Origin of the sequence: Shouchella patagoniensis (assembly GCF_002019705.1) — a bacterium.
Classification (GTDB): domain Bacteria; phylum Bacillota; class Bacilli; order Bacillales; family Bacillaceae_D; genus Shouchella; species Shouchella patagoniensis.
The window spans coordinates 366,712-384,407 of record NZ_KV917377.1 but is presented as its reverse complement, the minus strand read 5'-3'; the positions used below and the strand labels follow the sequence as shown (position 1 = coordinate 384,407).

Sequence of the window (17,696 nt, the reverse complement as noted above, 5' to 3'; positions counted from 1 at the left end):
CTAATTCAATCAAGGGTTTTTAAACAATTGTAGTTCTCGAATGTGCTGCTGTCAAATACAACCAACCTAAAAACAGACCCGAGTATAGGTCTGTTTTTAGGTCTATTCGAGTGGCTCCAGAGGCAGTACCAATACTTCAACACGCCTATTTTCCTGTCGACCTTCTTTTGTATCATTTGTTGCAACTGGATGGTATTCTCCATATCCAGTAAAGGAGAGTTGTGCAGGTTCGATCACACCTGATTCCAAAAAGAGATTCATCACATTAAACGCTCGACTACTACTCAATTCCCAATTCGATTCAAATTGAACACTATGTATTGGTACATCGTCTGTATGTCCAGAAATTTGTATAAAGCGTGGTGGATCTGAGGCGAGCATATTCGATAATTGTTCCATCAATTGATGAGATTCTTTTTTTAACGTTGCGCTTCCTGAATCAAACAGAATACCATCATTAATCGTTACGAGGAGCCCGGATGCGCCTAATTCTGTCTGTAGTCGATCTGCAAGCTGCATCTCTTCAATATACCCATTTAATCTACTTTGCAGTTGTTCTAATTCATTCATCTCTACTTGAGCCATCTCACTTAACTCTGATGTTTCTACGGTTTCATGCTTTGTTGGCTGATCTGAAGCATTAATTGCCTCTTGATTATCTAATATTCCTTTGCCACCAAGCGTATCGGATAAAACAATCCGTAGTTCATCATATTTTGCCTGATCCACTTGCCCCATTGCAAACAAAACAATAAAGAGAGCAACGAGCAGTGTAAGCATGTCTGCATAAGGCAAGAGCCACGTTTCATCAATGTGATTATTATCTGACCGCCGTTTAGATCTCCTGTTCTGTGACATTTCCGCGATCGGCCCCTTCTTTGTATGCTCGTTGTACTTTCTCTTCCATATAAACAGATAAGTACTCTTCAATTGCTCTTGGCGAGCTACCGTTAATGATCGCGATCGTTCCTTCAATGATCATATGTTGATTTAATACTTCAACCTTTGATTTTCGGCGTAATTTATTTGCAAAGGGATGCCATAAAACATATCCAAAGAATATCCCAAGGAGCGTAGCCACAAAAGCCGCTGCAATGGATTCACCAAGCTTTGTTATGTCGTCTAGGTTACCTAAGGCAGCAATTAAGCCTAAGACAGCTCCTAACACACCTAAGCTTGGAGAGTAGGTACCTGCTTGACTGAAAATGGCAGCCCCAGAGTCATGTCTTTCTTGCATAGCTTCAATCCGTTCATGAAGCGTATGTCTAATGAAATCAGGGTCTTGACCGTCAATCATCATTCGAGAAGCTTGTTGAAAAAAAGGGTCGTCTATTTCCTCAATTTTACTTTCTAATGCTAACATCCCATCTCTACGTGAAATAGTCGCATATTCAACAAACTTATTAACGATCTCTGTTTGAGAGGCATCACGACTATTTGTAAACAAGACACCAAATAATTTAGGTATACGCCTAATATCAGAATAGGGGAATGCAATAAAAACAGTCGCGACTGTTCCAAGTACAATGATTACAACTGCTGCTGGATTTAGAAGTACTTCAAGGCTTGAACCTTTTAAGAGCATACCGAGTATAAGCGTACCCACTCCTAAAATGATGCCGATAATTGATGACTTATCCATGAATTTCTCCTTTATATAAAAAAATCTGTCCTTATCTTCTTGAATCGGACAAATTGTTCTTTACTTGAAGTCTTCAAACGAATTTCGCAGTTTTGTCACTTTATTTGATTCAAAAGGCTTAGGTTTTCATGGGTAATATTGCATAAAAATTCTTGTTTTGCCCATAGTAACAGAAGAGGGAGGTCATCTTTATGACAGCGACTACCCATTTTATCCGTTGTTCACTAGTGATAATCGGCGCAATTATTGCTGCTATCGCTATCGAATGGTTTTTACTTCCAAATAGTATAATCGACGGGGGTATTATAGGGATATCACTTATTTTAAATACACTCACGCAAATTAACTTTGGTTTGCTCGTATTTCTCTTGAACTTACCCTTTCTTTATGTTGGATATAAACATCTAGGAGGGCAATTTTTTCTTTTTTCGTTAATAGGCATTGTCGCGTTAGCGGCAACTGAAGCTGTTTTGCATCATTGGCATTTAGCACCATTAACATCTACGCCATTACTGGCAACCATTTTTGGAGGTCTTCTTCTTGGACTTGGAGTAGGCCTTGTTATACGAAATGGGGGGGCACTTGATGGTACTGAAATCCTCTCATTACTTATTACAAAAAAGTTGCCTTTTACAGTCGGAGAATGTGTTTTAGTCTTTAACATCTTTGTTTTTGCCTGGGCCGCGTTTGTTCTCGGGATTGAAAACGCCATGTATTCAATCTTAACTTATTATGTAGCCGCAAAAGCGATTGATGCAGTGGTAGAAGGTCTAGATTCCACAAAAGCTGTCATGATTGTCTCAAAGAAATACGAACAATTAACCAAAGCAATCACAGATGATCTTGGAAAAGGTGTGACTCGTTTAAAAGGACAAGGGGGGTATGATGGCGAAGAAAAAGACGTATTATATGTCGTTGTCCGTAGAATGGAGATCATGCGGTTAAAAAAGACCATTTATACATACGACAAAAACGCATTCTTCACAATTATTAACGCACATGAATCAAGAGGATCTACCTTTACAAGAAAAGAAGAGCATTAACAAAAAACAAAGATCAAGGAATTAAATAGATATAAAACAGATACATACAAAACGTAAAGTTCATTCTTGAAACCAGACGGGATGAACTTTTTAATTTACGAAAATGATAATTACGTATTAAAAGAAGTTATATTATTTATGTGCTTTCATTTTTCTGTCTCATTTGGCAAGATTACTTATGGTAATGAGACAGTATCCGCTTTTATTTTATTGGTTCCTGTAATGTATATTATGTAAACTTATTAAAATGTTTAGTTAGGAATGTGCTATTCTCCTTGTCTAAAGACAATTGACAACAAAGTACCTTGCTTAAGTATCGTTAGTAGGCACTTTTATGTCATTATTCAAATATAGAGTTAATTCTTATCTTATTAGAAAAAAATGAGTGCTAATCCTTGTACCAGAATCGCTCCTTTAACTTAAGAACTCTTAAATTAATCTCAATTACCACTAAATTAAGTTCAGCAAATGTAAATACCTTTCAATCTCAAGCTCTGTTTTATGATAATAGTAATTTTTATGTCTACCATAGTTAAAAAAACCATGTTCCATACCCTCATACGTCTTAAAGGTTATATCATTACCCTCTTGTTCCATTAGTTCAATAAACTCTTTATTTTGTTCATAATCAATATCCGCTGTACCACATATCCATAGTGTTTGTGGTAAACATTTTTTTACATTATGTATAGGTGATAACTCAAATGCTTTTCCAAGTAATTTAGGATAGCGCCTTCTCATTATATCCACACCATCCATGACACCCGAAAAAACAACTAAAACATTGGGAATATGATTTATACTTTCATTATCACTCTCATCATTTAAATCATCAAACATAATAGAAGAGACTGCTATATATGCTCCTGCTGAGGAGCCGCATACAACAATTTTGTTTATGTCTACTCCTAATTCATTTGAATTTTCCCTTACCCATCTTACAGCGGATTTAGCATCACAGATTGCTTGTGTTGGAAGGAAACCTTTATCTGCCCCATTTCGATAATCGACACAAATTGCAACCATACCCTTAGAAGAAAAATAATGTGCTTGATGTTGAAATTGTACAGGAGTTTTTGGTTCTTTTTTAAAACTTCCCCCATTTAAAAATAAAATAGCTGAATTATTCTTTAGATGGACTGTTGGCTCAAATATATAAAGTTTTAAGTTTCTCCCCTCAACTATTTTATAATTTTTCACTGTATGTGGATAATCAAACTTAATAGATTTCACCTTACAAACTCCTAATCGCACGATCTTGTGCGTTAGCTTCCAAAGTTGGGGTAGACCGTCCGAAAATCATCAGTGCTAGTGCCATCGTAAACGTGATGGACTTTTGCCATAGTTTCATTTGAATCTTCCCTTCACTTTTTTGTTGAAGTTTGTATTTTTTATAAAATAACAATCTTCTCCTCACTAAATTAACAACTATATACAGACTTTTCAAATAAATATATTTATATTTTTATACATAATATTATTAATTATATTAATTTTAAGGAATACGAAAAAATGTTAACGCTTTTATGGCAGTAGTTCTAGCAGATTATAAAATTAAAAATTCACGTTTATGTAATTTTGTGTAAATATAAACTTGTGAAGTTTATAGATTTTGTTCATTAATGTTGAGTGAATAAAATATACATATCAGAGATTAGCCAATATATCGGAATTACTGGTAGTATGACTATACTACTTATAAAACGCAACGCATAATTGTTTAGTTCATTTTTAAATACAACTCTTATAACAGTGATTAAAACTTATGAAACTCTAGGCGTAACCTCTGCCATTTTAGTCAATCCGATATTCGTTCCCATTGCCATGAGCGCAGCCCTAGAAATGATCTTTCTTCACCCTCTAGAGGGCGATTTGTTGCAACGTGGATTAATATTTCGTCAAACCCTGTCCAGTGCGCTACCTTCCATTAAAAGATCAGTGAGCTTAATTCTTGGAAGCATATTTTAAGGATAAGCTGAAGGTTCGTGCATCTTTTGGGGTATCCTTTTCCAAACGATCTACCCTGAGTTTTGCTTTTGCTGCTTTATCTTAACATAACTTAATGTTTAAACTTCTACAAAATTCATTTATTGCCATTTATCAGATTTTCGAAAACTTATTCTATCTTTATTTGTTGGAATCCCAGAATTTACTTTTTCCCATATGCCATTTTTAAATATTTCCAATTGTTCAAAGGCAACAGGCAATCCGTTTGCAGTAGCTATGTCACTACTATTCAAAAGTTGAAAATGCAAATGCGGAGCAAAGGAATTACCTGAATGACCAACTCTACCAATAACTTCAAGTTTTTTTACACACTGACTAACTGAAACCTGAAATGTTCGTTTTTTGTTCTTTAAGAGTTGTATTCAGTCTCGGAGAGTTTCGCATTTCACGTGTAAAAACACATACATTAAATACTTAACAAGTATATATAGTTCGTTTTTGTGAAACCTCCTTCTATGGCTTTTATTATTACTATCAATTGTCGTTTAGTTATAATCGCATTTCTATTTCAAGTCCTGCTCCTTCTATATTGTTGCTTTAAGCTCTTGATTCCTACATATATTTAAATGATTTTATGACTTTAGAAATGTAGACTCATCCGATCATTGCTTCTCCACCTCCCTTCCGCTACCAAATTTCATTTAAACTCTCCATATTATCAATAACAACGTCAAATTTCTCCATCTTGGTCATTTCATTTATTTCAACTTATTCGTAACGAAACAGGATTCACTTCTTCCGTGACAACGTTCTATTAGGAAAAAGAAAATATTTTTTCTAAGATTATAGTCTTTCATTTTCTTTAATATTTTATTATAATGATTATATAATAATTATTATCATCTGATAGTTGCTATCCTGATATATAATTATTTTCTACACATTCTATAATAAAGGAGAGTTTTTATGAGCGAGAACAATATTATCTCTGAAGCTAATCACCAAGGAGGAAAATGTCCTTTTTCTCATGGAAGTACGACAAGTCCAAAATTTAGCGGTACAACAAACAAAGATTGGTGGCCAAATCATTTAAACTTATCTATCCTACATCAGCATGATAAAAAATCGAACCCTCTTGGTGAAGAGTTTGATTATGCAGAGGAATTTAATAAACTAGATTATGATGCCTTAAAAAAAGACCTGCATCACCTTATGACAGATAGCCAAGACTGGTGGCCTGCCGACTATGGTCATTACGGACCAATGTTTATCAGAATGGCGTGGCATGCAGCAGGTACATACCGCACTGGTGATGGTCGTGGCGGTGGAAATACTGGTAACCAGCGTTTTGCTCCCCTAAATAGCTGGGCGGACAACGCAAATATTGATAAAGCGCGCAGACTTCTATGGCCTATTAAACAAAAATACGGGAATAAAATCTCTTGGGCTGACCTGCTTCTTCTAACAGGCAATGTCGCAATTGAATCAATGGGCGGTAAGACATTTGGTTTTGGTGGAGGACGCGCAGATATTTGGCATCCTGAAGAAGACATCTATTGGGGCAAAGAAACGGAAATGCTTGGTGATAACCGTTATACCGGTGACCGTGAATTAGAGAATCCACTTGCAGCCGTGCAAATGGGCTTAATTTATGTAAATCCTGAAGGTCCAAATGGCAAGCCTGATCCAGCTGCAAGTGGTCGTGATATCCGCGAAACATTTGCACGTATGGGTATGAATGACGAGGAAACTGTAGCTCTTGTGGCTGGTGGGCATACGTTTGGGAAAGCCCACGGCGCAGGTGATCCTGCGCAAGTTGGTCCAGAACCAGAAGCAGCCCCGCTGGAAGCGCAAGGTTTAGGTTGGCTAAGTTCACACGGAAGTGGGAAAGGTCGCGACACAATCACTAGTGGAATTGAAGGTGCTTGGACTGCTAACCCAACACAGTGGGATAATGGCTTCTTTGACTTATTATTTGGTTATGAATGGGAGTTAACAAAAAGTCCTGCAGGAGCTTATCAATGGGTAGCAATCAAACCAGATGCAAAAGACCTTGCCCCAGATGCTGAAGATGCCTCGGTCCGAGTACCAACAATTATGACAACTGCCGATATGGCATTGCGTACAGATCCTGCATATGAAAAAATATCTCGCAGGTTCCATGAAAACCCAGAAGAATTTGCTGATGTCTTTGCTCGCGCATGGTTCAAGTTACTTCATCGTGATATGGGTCCTCGTGATCGTTATGTTGGACCAGAAGTGCCGCAAGAAGAATTAATTTGGCAAGACCCCGTTCCAAAAGTAGATTATGAATTAACAAATGAAGAGATTGAAGAGTTAAAAGCACAAATCTTAAATACTGAACTTACAATTGGCGAATTAGTAACTACAGCTTGGGCATCAGCTAGTACGTTCCGCGGTTCTGATCTGCGTGGTGGTGCGAATGGAGCACGCATCCGTCTTGAACCACAAAAAGATTGGGAGGTTAACCAGCCAGAACAGCTGGCAAACGTCCTTAATGTTTTAGAAAATCTACAAGGTCGACTTTCTAAAAAAATTAGTTTAGCTGACTTAATTGTTCTTGGTGGGAGTGCTGCAATTGAAAAAGCGGCCAATAACGCTGGATTTGATGTCACTGTTCCTTTTGCACCAGGACGTGGAGATGCAAGTGAGGAGCAAACAGATGTAGAAAGTTTTGACGTCTTAGAGCCAGTTGTTGACGGGTTCCGTAACTACGAAAAACAGCAATTTAATGTTACAGCTGAAGAACTTTTAGTAGACAAAGCTCAATTATTACAACTTACTGCCCCTGAAATGACAGCATTAATTGGTGGTATGCGCGTTTTAGGTACAAATCATGCTGGCACAAAACATGGTGTATTTACAGAAAACGTCGGAACACTTTCTACTGACTTCTTTACGAACCTGCTTGACATTGGTGTTGAATGGAGACCAGTAGATGGAACGGTCTATGAAGGTCGTGATCGTACGACTGGTGAAGTGGTACGTACCGCTACAAGAGTCGACCTTGTGTTTGGTTCAAATTCTGTATTACGTGCAATCTCTGAAGTGTATGCACAAGACGATAACAAAGGTAAGTTTGTAACGGACTTTATTGCAGCATGGGTCAAAGTCATGAACGCTGACCGTTTTGATCTTAAGGCTAAGAAGGAAGAATTTGTGACTAAATAAGGCAATTAGACGTCGTCAGCGTACTGGCGGCGTCTAATTTTGTTTAATCAATGATTCATCATAATTTACAAGAAACATCCTTACTCCTAGTTTTGAATGTGGATTACGGTATCAAAAAGCACTCAGAAATTTTAATTCATTAATTATTCGTTTTGCCCCCCCTCCCTATCTATTTAATCATTTTTTACTAGAGCAGGAATTTATTTATGGTTTGTCGAATGTTGAAATGATCGAATTGTTTGACTAAATACAATTTAATAGGGAGGCAACAAAATGGCAAGAGAACAATGGGGTACTAGAGCAGGATTTATTATGGCAGCCATTGGTTCGGCGGTCGGTTTAGGGAATATTTGGAGGTTTCCTTATGTCGCATATGACAATGGTGGCGGAGCATTTTTCCTCGCATATTTGTTTGCGGTGTTAACTGCAGGTATTCCATTACTATTAATGGAATTTTCAATCGGGCAAAAATATCGTGGCTCCGCTCCCCTTTCTTTTGCACGTATTAACAAAAAAGCTGAATGGATTGGTTGGTGGCAAGTTGCTATATCCTTTGTGGTAGCAACCTATTACTCTGTCATCATTGCATGGGCTCTATCTTATATGGTGTTTTCTTTTAACCAAAGTTGGGGTAGCGATACAAATGGTTTCTTTTTTGGAAGTTATTTAGAAGCGGCAGATGCCGGTGTTCTTGGCGGACTAAATACGAATGTTCTTATACCCCTAATTGTTGTTTGGGCCGGTGTATTTGTGATCATGCTTGCTGGAGTTAAAAAAGGAATTGAGTGGGCAAATCGCATCTTTATTCCTTTATTAGTTGTCATGTTCTTAGCCATTGTTATACGTGCACTTACGCTGGATGGTGCGCTCGAAGGACTTGATGTCTTTTTCCGACCTGATTGGCAGGCTCTCGCAACTCCTGGTGTATGGGTTGCTGCATATGGACATATATTTTTCAGTTTATCAATCGGTTTTGCAATTATGATTACGTATTCTAGTTACTTACCTAAAAAAGAAGACTTAAACAATAGCGCATTTATTGCTGCATTTAGTAACGGTAGTTTTGAACTTTTAGCAGGTATTGGAATTTTCGCTACTTTAGGGTTTATGGCAGGAAATTTAGGTGTGCCAGTCTCTGAAGTTGTCTCAAGTGGGATTGGATTAGCATTTGTAGCAATTCCTGAAATAATAAATACCATGCCTGGTTTTAACGGACTTTTCGGCTTTTTATTCTTTGGGTGTCTTGTACTTGCCGGGATCACGTCTTTAATTTCAATTACGGAGACATACATTGCAGGTGTTCAAGAAAAGTTTCAAGTCTCACGAACAAAATCGGTATTAGTAGGTGGCGGCTTATCTGCAATCATCTCTCTCTTGTATGCAACGCGAGGTGGAATTAATCTCCTTGATGCAGTTGATAACTTTATTAATCAATTTGGGATTGCATTTGCAGGTTTAGTTTCTGTTATAGCTGTTGCGTGGGTTATGCGTAAACTTGATGTGCTTCAAGTTCACTTAAACACGGTATCTGATTTCAAAGTCGGTTTATGGTGGAAGCTTTGCTTACTCATCGTTACTCCGATTGTACTTGGTGTAAATTTAACCCTTGCATTCATTGATAATGTAAGAAGTCCGTATGGAGATATGCCGCTTTCATTCTTAGCCGTGTCTGGCTGGGGCGTAGCAGGTGCAGCTCTCTTACTAGGTATTCTTTTTAGCTTTATCAAATGGCCCGCCGGTAAAATAGACTCGCATCGAAAAGAGGTGTAAGTAATGAGTACAAGTGCAATTTTGATGATGGTTGTTGGCATGGTGATCCTTTGGGGTGGTATGATTGCTAGTATTACCTTTGCATATATAACTTCTCGACGTAAAAAGAAGGAGAATAAAGCATAAGAATGAACCCGGCAAACAATGTTTGCCGGGTTCATTCTTTTAATGCTGTCTCTTATCAACAAAAAGCAAAATAAAAGTAGCTAAGGGACCGAGTAAAAGTGATAACAAAAACCAATTTAGCCCCGTCCTGTTTTTACCTTGAGCTAGACCAGCATTGATTAAAGCGAGTGTCCCCCACCCGACAAAAAAATCGTTTGCCAAAACAATCCCTCCTCTTCTCCATTTACGGATAAGCAGAATACTGGTTTCAATTACAATATTATTGCTATACTAAGCATATACTTATCGGAGGTGAGCATATGCCTACTGAAGAAGAACTGAAAGACACAAAAGAGCGTGTAATGGCTCAATTAGAAAATGTCATTGATCCGGAGCTTGGGATTGATATTGTCAACTTGGGACTCATTTATGACATCGAGCTTGATGATCAATTAAATGCTGTTGTTGTCATGACCCTTACGGCTATGGGCTGTCCTCTTGCCGGGACAATTACAGCAGACATTAAAAACGCTTTAGTTGAATTACAAGAGCTACAAGAAATTGGTACAGTCGACATTAATATCGTCTGGAGTCCACCGTGGTCGAAAGACAAAATGTCCCGTTATGCGAAGATCGCTCTTGGTGTGACAGACTAACAAAAAACCCGTGCTAGTGCGCGGGTTTTTTAAGTGACAAGCTTATTAATTATGGGCTTATAGCAATTACTGATGTATGTAGATTCGCTTTATGTAAGGACTGGTGAGCTTGCTATTACAAGCTTGTTGGTTTTCTCCCCCACTCATCAATTAAACGTTTCCTCATTGCCTAATTCAATTTGTTCAGCTTCATTTAATAATGGAATTAAAAAAGATTCTAAAACGCCGCTCGTCTCTCGATGAGCAATTTCTTGTGCACCCCCTCAGCCACAAACATACCAATGCCTCTCTTTTTAAATAAAATCTCTTGCTCCACAAGTAAATGAATACCTTTAGCTGCAGTTACAGGATTAATTGTAGTACTTTAGCGAACTCATTTGTTGAAGGGACTTGGTCCCCTTCATTCAATGAGCCATTTACGATTTCATTTGCGATTCGTACATTAATTTGTTTAAAATTCGGTTGACCCTCGGAAAATGTAAATCCCATTTCTTAACCTCCACGGTTCATTGCTCATCCCACAAACCATATAGTTATGTTGATGGAAAGTCGATAAAAAAAGACACTCTATTGGTAAAGTGTCTTTTTCTTCGGCATCATTGAAGCTACAATTAAACCACCTAATAACAATAAAACACCAAACCAAGAAGCGATAGGCAAACGTTCTCCTACTATAAGAACCCCTAAAAGCGATGCCGTTAAAGGTTCTGCTAGAGCTAGGGTAACACCAAGTGATCCAGGAATCTTGGATAACCCTTTCGCAAAAAGTAAATAAGCAATTGCTGTGGCGATTGCGCCTAGATGCAGAGCAACAACCATGCTTTGCCATTGAAATAACCAACTCACATCATAGAAGAAGAAAATCGGGACTAATAATAAAGCGCTAAAGGAAAAGACAATAGCAACGACTACATCAGGTTCTCTTATATCAAGGAGACTCTTACTAAAAAGTGTATAAGTAGCAAAAGAGAGACCAGCTCCTAAGGCAAATAAAATACCTATAGGATCAAAAGAGATGGTATCAGTCGCTCCTGTTGTCAGAAGAAAACATCCCATAATGGCTAGTGCCGTGGCCAACCACCACTTTAATTGAGGCATTTTCCTGTTTATAAACCATTCCAGTAAACCTGCCATAATTGGTGCACTGCCGATCGCAATAACCGTACCAGCAGTTACTCCAGTAACAGAAACTGCGGTAAAGAAAAAAGGTTGGTATACCGCCATCGCAACGACACTAACAATTAAGGGGATTTTTGGCCATGTACTCAACTGAATCGGTTTGTTCGTGCGTGTTACAAGAAGAAGTAACAAACTCCCTCCAATCGCCAATCGAATGGCACCAACTACTATTGGATGGGCATCATTTGAAAGGAATGCTTGAGCAGTTCCTGTGGTCCCCCATAAAACTGCCGCTAACAATACAAATAAAATCGCTGGTTTGTTCATCATGTACGATTCCTCCGCTCCATTTCACTTTAACGGAATAACTGGAATCAAACAAGCGAAAAAACGACCCGCAACGTACATCGTTGCAGGTCGTTTTTTTCAGTCTACATTAATAAATAATTTTCCGTCTGCTTTCTTTCTTGATTCATTTCCAAATGAATCAACTGCTTTAACTTCGATAACGGCCCCTTCTGCAACAACATTGCTTGTTGCTGTATAATAGCCGACATAATAGCCATCTTCTATTTCCATCATTGGCAATTCAGTCGCATTTGCCGTTGTGTTTGTAAGTGGCATATGAATCATGAAAGTTGTGCGCAGTCCAGGTTCACTTTCAAATTCAATCTTCACTGATTCACCAGCAGATAAATTTTTATCTTCAGCTGGTGTGAGGTTCTCAATCACAGGAGCATCGTACTTTGCTTCTACTGATACAGATTCAGATGTTTCATTACCAGCGAGGTCAACTGCGACAACTTCGATATCGTTTGTACCGTTATCGAGTAGGATTCGTTTTGAGTACTGACCATTTTCAATACTAGCTGTCTGACCATTGACCTCTACATAATCAAGGTTCTCATCCGTTACTGTACCTTCTACTGTTACCGTTTCACGATTTATCTTATCTCCATTCGCTGGAGAATCGATTGTTAGTTCTGGTGCGATTGTATCCAGTGTCACTGTAACAATATTCGATTCATCCATTTCAGTACCGTTTAAAACAGAAACAGCATAGAGCTCGTTAATACCTTCAGTTAATGTGATTGGCAATGCGAACTCGCCATCCGATCCAATTTCATCTAAAGCAACTTCTTCTCCATTATTACGGAGTGAAATTTGTGTTGTTGGGGAAGCTGTACCTTCAACAGTGAGTTCTGTTTCATTTGTTAGAAAGTCTTCTGCTGGTGAAGTGATGACCGGTGAACTTACTTCATAATCAACACCAGCTCTAATCATGTAGTTCCCTTCTGCAGCAGGTGTTGGACTCCAACTTCCATCGACATATTGATAACTTCGTTCCGCAAGTGGACCGTTTTCATCCGTTGCAAGACCTGGCGTGTTCGGGTTTCCTTGTGTTTGAATATAGACCATGTAAAAATCTCCGCTAACTTGAATAGCGTGTTCGGACAAGTCAACGAAAGTCCACTCGCCATTTCGTAATGCTTCGGCTTCGATCGGACCAGCTAACTTATCTCCTGGTAAGCCATTCTCACCTGATGCATCCCATACTTCAACTGCAAATTCCGTCCCTCCTGGAACAGGCCATTCCGTATCCCAGAAACGGAAAATGCCGTCTGTGACAATAGCTGTTTCTTTGTCATCTGGTAAAGACATTTTAACAGCCCAGCCATTGCCAGCTTCATAAAAAGCACGAGCATTTTCCGCTGTTCCATCATCATATCCGATCTCGCCACCAGGAATCGTGTAAAACGGTTCAAGTTCAACTGTTAAAGTACGATTTTCTGTTACTGAGAGTGGAATATCGGTAGCGTGAAACCCACGCGCAGTGACGCGCAATGTGTATTCGCCTTCATAACTCGAGAATGAAAAGGCACCTTCCTCATCTGTTTGGACAGGTGTCACATTTGCATCTTCTACTAGCATAAGAGTGGCACCAGCAATTGGTTCACCAGTTGCTTCATCTAATACTTGTCCAGTCGTTTCATAAGAAACGAGTTCATTAAGCATAAAATTCGCAGTTGTTGCTCCCTCTGCCTCAATCGTAACAGCCTGTGATTCAGAGTGATATCCATACGCGCTTGCTTCTGCTGTAAATTCACCTGCACCGTGAAGCAATGTGAATGTACCGTTAGCTGGATTGGTTTGAACGGCACGACCCGATTCTTTTACTTCAACCGTTGCAGCCAAAGGCAAAGCTTGAGGCCCAACTTTATTGTCAATATCCTCTTCGATTAGGTCTGATATTTCAGGTGTAATTGTTGAAGGGTTGACTTTCTCTTTTAAAGAAACTTTTTCATTACTAGCTCCAAGACCAACTTGATTCACTGCAACTCCTAAAGTAGGGCTTGGTGTTGGGGGTTTCAGACTAGTCCCAGTCTGAATGGATTCATCTGAAAGAGTCACATCATCAATGTATAATCCATCCCGTACTACACTAAAATCCGTCGTTAAGTTGAAACCGATATAAACACGTTCACCGGAGTATTCGGACAAATCAATTTCGGCCTCTTCCCAATCGGCCGTTAAGCCATTCATACGCTCTAATTGTGTCCAATCTTCCATATCTGTTGAGATGAATACATGTGCAAAATCGTAGTTTGACTCTAAATTAAACCACCGTTTGTACTGCAAATAAGCAGCTCCTTCTGGTAAATCGATTGGAGGCATAACAAGTGTGGCATTTGTGTTATTCCCATATGGACCAGAAAGGTTTGTTGCATAGACATGTTCACCCGAGGCAGCGGAATTAGGTCCGGAAGTTGGAACGCCCCATTCCCAGCTTGAGTTTTGACCGAAAATTTGCCATCCAGTCGGTTCCTCTTCAAAGTCTTCCAAATAACCAACGCTGATCCCTTGTAATACCGGAATCACATAAGTTTCAGTGACTACTTCATTTTGTCCAAAGTCTGTTATGGCAAAAGAATAATTGAATTCATCACCAGCAATGTCTTCTCCAGGAATCGTGGCTGAATAAGTACCTGATTCATAATTTCCAGAGATTCGCTCCGCATCGATTGAAATATTCTCGCCATTCTTATTTGTGAAAGCTAAAATAACTGAGGAAATGGAAACATTATCAGAGGCTTCAATCGTAAGTGTCAAATCCATACCCTCATACGTTTCGTTAGGAGGTGTGTGTGCATAAGAAGGTTCCTCTGTATCGTCACCTTCTTCGGTTACTTGCCCTGATAGTGTACCGAGTCCATCAACAATCGAATTTACAGCATCATATGCATTTACTAAACCATACCCATACCCATGATTCGGTGATTCAGGATACGTAGAATCGGTTAACGGAATCGCCGTATGAAGTAAGATTTCTTCCATTTCCTCAACGGTTAAATTGGCATTGGCTTGTTTTAATAAAGCGACCACCCCAGAGACGGCAGGACCGGCCATCGATGTTCCATTCCAACCACCTTCATAACCACTGCCAGGAACGGTTGATCGTATATTAACCCCAGGAGCAGAAATATCCGGTTTAATCTCATCATAAGGTGATGGTCCTCTCAATGAAAAGCCAGCTACAACATCATTAACATCAGTTGCCCCTGTGGCAAATGATTCTGGGTAATTAGCAGGCACAGCGACCGACCCAGGTCCTCCTGGATTACTGAGAGTAGTGTTTCCTGCGGAAAATTCCGGAAAAATCTCTGCGGCACGCCAATTTGTGACAACGTCTCGATACCACTCGTCAAGCCCTGCGCCTCCTCCCCACGAATTATTGACAACATCTGGCGCTAAATCAACACGAGTGTTCCCATCTTCGTCAGTTGGTGCTAAAATCCACTCTGCTGCTGATAAGAGGCTAGCATCTGTAGCACCACCTGATGACGTAAATGCTTTAACAGCAATCCATTCGGCGCCTGGCGCTACGCCAACTTGGTTTGAACCGTTGGGTTCTGCTCCAACCATTGTCCCAGTCACATGTGTTCCGTGACCATTATCATCATAAGCATCACTTTGACCCGCATTAGTTGCATCAAAAAATGAAAAACCATGATCGACTTCACCAGTCAATGGATCATACCCTCGATACTGTTCTTTTAAGCCAGGGTGGTCCCACTGTGCCCCAGTATCGATACTTGCTACAACAATTCCTGATCCGTCAATTCCCATATCCCATACTTCTGGTGCTCTAACTCTTTCAACATTCCATTCTACATTTTCAATTGTAGATTCTATTTCCTCTGCATCTTCTGTAACGGTTGTATACAATGTACGATCTTCGTTTGGCAGAATCTTTTCAACCGAATCAAACGTTGCTAGTTTTTCGGCAATTTCTTTTGTTGCAGTTACTGCGATGCCGTTTACGATAAAGTATGAAGTAAACTCTTCCACATCACCATTGTCGATCGCTTCTTCCAGAAAAACGTGCACATCTTCTTGCGATGTTAAAGCCGTTTCCTTCAATTCTGATACGACTGCCGAACGCTGGATAGTCAAAGCTTCGTGCTTAGACAGAGAAGAAGCACTCTTTTTCGCTTCTTTTGCAATTGATAATGTGTCTGCATTTTCTGCGAATTTTACTAAGAATGTTGCCTTTTCTTGATCTTCAAATAAATCCAGAACCCGCTCACTGACCTTTTCATCAGAATAAATCATTGAATTACGTAGTGAGTCATGAATGGATCCTTGTCCATTTGCGAAAGTTGGTGTGCTTAAACTAACTACCATTAAAGATGCAGCTGCAATAGCGAAACTTTTTTGCTGAATCCGTCTTTTCAAATTCATTCCTCCCTATTCTTAAGTTACTCTGATCTTGTCGTATGCCCCCTTTTCCTATGCTAAAAGATGCCGATTCATGGAAGATGACCTTAGTATAATAATGAACCTAGCCAAAATGTTGTCGTAATTTGTCATTTAACTCCGCTTGATTCTAAATAATCAAACAATTGATACTTTACTCTTTGTTTCCCAACCACATAAAGTCCCTTCTTTCCTGTTATCGATCTTTTTTTGAACGTAAAGTCGGTATATAAAGCAACATTTTTCTATGGATGATTAAAAAATAATGCTTTTATCGTATATTTTCCCTTATTAAGTATATGATTTAATAAATATTTAGATTTAAAAGTGTGATAAGTCTTCTTTTTTTGTCTTAATAAGGATCAAATTGGTTAATTAAACCAATTTGATAAGTCTATAAAAAAGAGCCTTTTTAGGCTCTAGTGTAAATGATAGGGTTTATTATCACCATAATAGTCTTTCAGAATAAGGTTTAAGTCAGACTACTAAGGCATTTTTTAGGTAATTCTTTCTAATTCCGACCGAACTTAATTCATAAGAGAACCTATATAATAAAGGTGCGCACTTTCAATCTCGTCGGCTCCACCGTCAAGGATTTTTTTTACGTCTTTGTACAAACAACGTGGCTCTACAAAGACCCCGGCTTTGTTTGTGTACGGTTCTGCTATATAAAACGGTTGGGTAAAATAAGCTTCTAACTGTTTTCCACGTGTATAGACAAGCCGTTCACTATTAGGAAGCACATGTGTACCTCTAATTGCATATAACGCAAGAAGCTCACGGTAGCGACGTAAGATTTTTACTGATTGACTAATAAGGAGACGCACTTCTTCATCGGACGCTAATTCATCAGAAATCGAATATAACGGATGAATAGCAGGATAAAACTTGTTTGGGCTTTAAAACAACCGTTTTAAATGACTGTCTTTTTAACCTATAAAACACTTCGGCAAGTAATGCTAGTTGCCCCATTCCAGGCTTGCAAGTAAACCAACTGTTTGATTTTTAAAGAGCAGTGCGAAAAAATCAATTGCTTTGATGCCGGTTTGAATCATTTCCACATCATTCTTGTATAAAATAAGTTCATCTATGCTGCATTTAGCTAGAGACGCGAGTAAAACAAGTGTTTTTACTTCTGCACGAGCAATAGGGATTTTACCTGTGCAAAGATTTGATACCGTTGCTGGGCGTAAGCCAACCGACTTTGCCGCTTTTGTTAAATTCGGTACTCTCTTTCTTAAAAGAGGTACGTTTAAACGGATTGATTCCATGCCCTTCTCGTCCTTCCTATTTAGAAAATTGCCTGATTTGGCAACAATGCATGAACACCTTTATTCCCATTTACAATTTGAGTAATTCTTAGTTGTACGGTCATCGAGGCCCAAGCACTTGCCTCCGAGCGAGTAAATTGATACACCTCCATCATCCAATCTAGCATATCATTTAAAGCAACCCACATCGCTT

The 17,696-nt window shown here is 39.0% G+C and carries 16 protein-coding genes and 1 pseudogene; 5 read left to right on the top strand and 12 right to left on the bottom strand.

The window, feature by feature from the left end; translation table 11 throughout:
• Window positions 1–102: 102 nt before the first annotated feature.
• Window positions 103–858 (bottom strand): OmpA family protein, encoded by a 756-nt coding sequence (locus BK584_RS02145; protein ID WP_078391061.1) that lies wholly within the window; start codon window positions 856–858, stop codon window positions 103–105.
• Window positions 836–1,642, bottom strand: coding sequence for a flagellar motor stator protein MotA (motA, locus tag BK584_RS02140; RefSeq protein WP_078391060.1), 807 nt, complete (start codon window positions 1,640–1,642; stop codon window positions 836–838). The genes BK584_RS02145 and motA overlap by 23 nt, the downstream gene beginning before the upstream one ends.
• Before the next feature lie 191 nt (window positions 1,643–1,833).
• Here motA and BK584_RS02135 point away from each other — a divergent pair, with 191 nt between their 5' ends.
• Window positions 1,834–2,685, top strand: a complete 852-nt coding sequence (locus BK584_RS02135) for a YitT family protein (protein ID WP_078391059.1) — start codon at window positions 1,834–1,836, stop codon at window positions 2,683–2,685.
• Between the two features lie 450 nt (window positions 2,686–3,135).
• On the opposite strand, the gene BK584_RS02130 is transcribed toward BK584_RS02135, so the two are convergent.
• The 3 genes and pseudogenes from BK584_RS02130 to BK584_RS02120 form a co-directional block, all read right to left on the bottom strand.
• Window positions 3,136–3,918 (bottom strand): alpha/beta hydrolase, encoded by a 783-nt coding sequence (locus BK584_RS02130; protein WP_078391058.1) that lies wholly within the window; start codon window positions 3,916–3,918, stop codon window positions 3,136–3,138.
• Between the two features lie 533 nt (window positions 3,919–4,451).
• A pseudogene (locus BK584_RS25005) lies at window positions 4,452–4,722 on the bottom strand (Tn3 family transposase); the annotation flags it as partial.
• A gap of 50 nt (window positions 4,723–4,772) precedes the next feature.
• Entirely contained in the window at window positions 4,773–5,054 is a 282-nt protein-coding gene (locus BK584_RS02120; protein ID WP_078391057.1) for a M23 family metallopeptidase, read from the bottom strand.
• A 544-nt stretch (window positions 5,055–5,598) separates the two neighbouring features.
• Between BK584_RS02120 and katG the strand changes: the two genes are divergently transcribed.
• From katG to BK584_RS02105, 3 genes are all read left to right on the top strand, one after another.
• Window positions 5,599–7,824 (top strand): catalase/peroxidase HPI, encoded by a 2,226-nt coding sequence (katG, locus tag BK584_RS02115; RefSeq protein ID WP_078391056.1) that lies wholly within the window; start codon window positions 5,599–5,601, stop codon window positions 7,822–7,824.
• A 273-nt stretch (window positions 7,825–8,097) separates the two neighbouring features.
• Entirely contained in the window at window positions 8,098–9,594 is a 1,497-nt protein-coding gene (locus BK584_RS02110; RefSeq protein WP_078391055.1) for a sodium-dependent transporter, read from the top strand.
• 3 nt (window positions 9,595–9,597) lie between these two features.
• Window positions 9,598–9,720, top strand: a complete 123-nt coding sequence (locus BK584_RS02105; RefSeq protein ID WP_078391054.1) for a methionine/alanine import family NSS transporter small subunit — start codon at window positions 9,598–9,600, stop codon at window positions 9,718–9,720.
• A 39-nt stretch (window positions 9,721–9,759) separates the two neighbouring features.
• Here the strand turns inward: BK584_RS02105 and BK584_RS24435 are convergent, their stop codons facing one another.
• Entirely contained in the window at window positions 9,760–9,921 is a 162-nt protein-coding gene (locus BK584_RS24435) for a hypothetical protein (protein ID WP_169871013.1), read from the bottom strand.
• A gap of 98 nt (window positions 9,922–10,019) precedes the next feature.
• Here BK584_RS24435 and BK584_RS02100 point away from each other — a divergent pair, with 98 nt between their 5' ends.
• Window positions 10,020–10,355 (top strand): metal-sulfur cluster assembly factor, encoded by a 336-nt coding sequence (locus BK584_RS02100; RefSeq protein ID WP_078391053.1) that lies wholly within the window; start codon window positions 10,020–10,022, stop codon window positions 10,353–10,355.
• Window positions 10,356–10,697: 342 nt separating this feature from the next.
• Here BK584_RS02100 and BK584_RS25505 read toward each other — a convergent pair whose 3' ends face one another.
• From BK584_RS25505 to BK584_RS24430, 6 genes are all read right to left on the bottom strand, one after another.
• The gene (locus BK584_RS25505) at window positions 10,698–10,844 is read right to left on the bottom strand and encodes a GntR family transcriptional regulator (RefSeq protein ID WP_367579280.1); all 147 of its coding nucleotides are present in this window, start codon (window positions 10,842–10,844) and stop codon (window positions 10,698–10,700) included.
• Window positions 10,845–10,922: 78 nt separating this feature from the next.
• Window positions 10,923–11,804 (bottom strand): EamA family transporter, encoded by an 882-nt coding sequence (locus BK584_RS02090; protein WP_078391052.1) that lies wholly within the window; start codon window positions 11,802–11,804, stop codon window positions 10,923–10,925.
• A gap of 96 nt (window positions 11,805–11,900) precedes the next feature.
• The gene (locus BK584_RS02085; protein WP_078391051.1) at window positions 11,901–16,217 is read right to left on the bottom strand and encodes a S8 family serine peptidase; all 4,317 of its coding nucleotides are present in this window, start codon (window positions 16,215–16,217) and stop codon (window positions 11,901–11,903) included.
• 542 nt (window positions 16,218–16,759) lie between these two features.
• Window positions 16,760–17,059 carry a hypothetical protein gene (locus BK584_RS25500; protein WP_367579279.1) on the bottom strand — a complete coding sequence of 100 codons (300 nt, stop codon included), beginning with the start codon at window positions 17,057–17,059 and terminating at the stop codon, window positions 16,760–16,762.
• Between the two features lie 132 nt (window positions 17,060–17,191).
• Window positions 17,192–17,503: a hypothetical protein gene (locus BK584_RS25495; protein ID WP_367579278.1), complete on the bottom strand. Its 312-nt coding sequence runs from the start codon at window positions 17,501–17,503 to the stop codon at window positions 17,192–17,194.
• Window positions 17,504–17,523: 20 nt separating this feature from the next.
• Window positions 17,524–17,691: a hypothetical protein gene (locus BK584_RS24430; RefSeq protein ID WP_169871010.1), complete on the bottom strand. Its 168-nt coding sequence runs from the start codon at window positions 17,689–17,691 to the stop codon at window positions 17,524–17,526.
• Window positions 17,692–17,696: the final 5 nt, after the last annotated feature.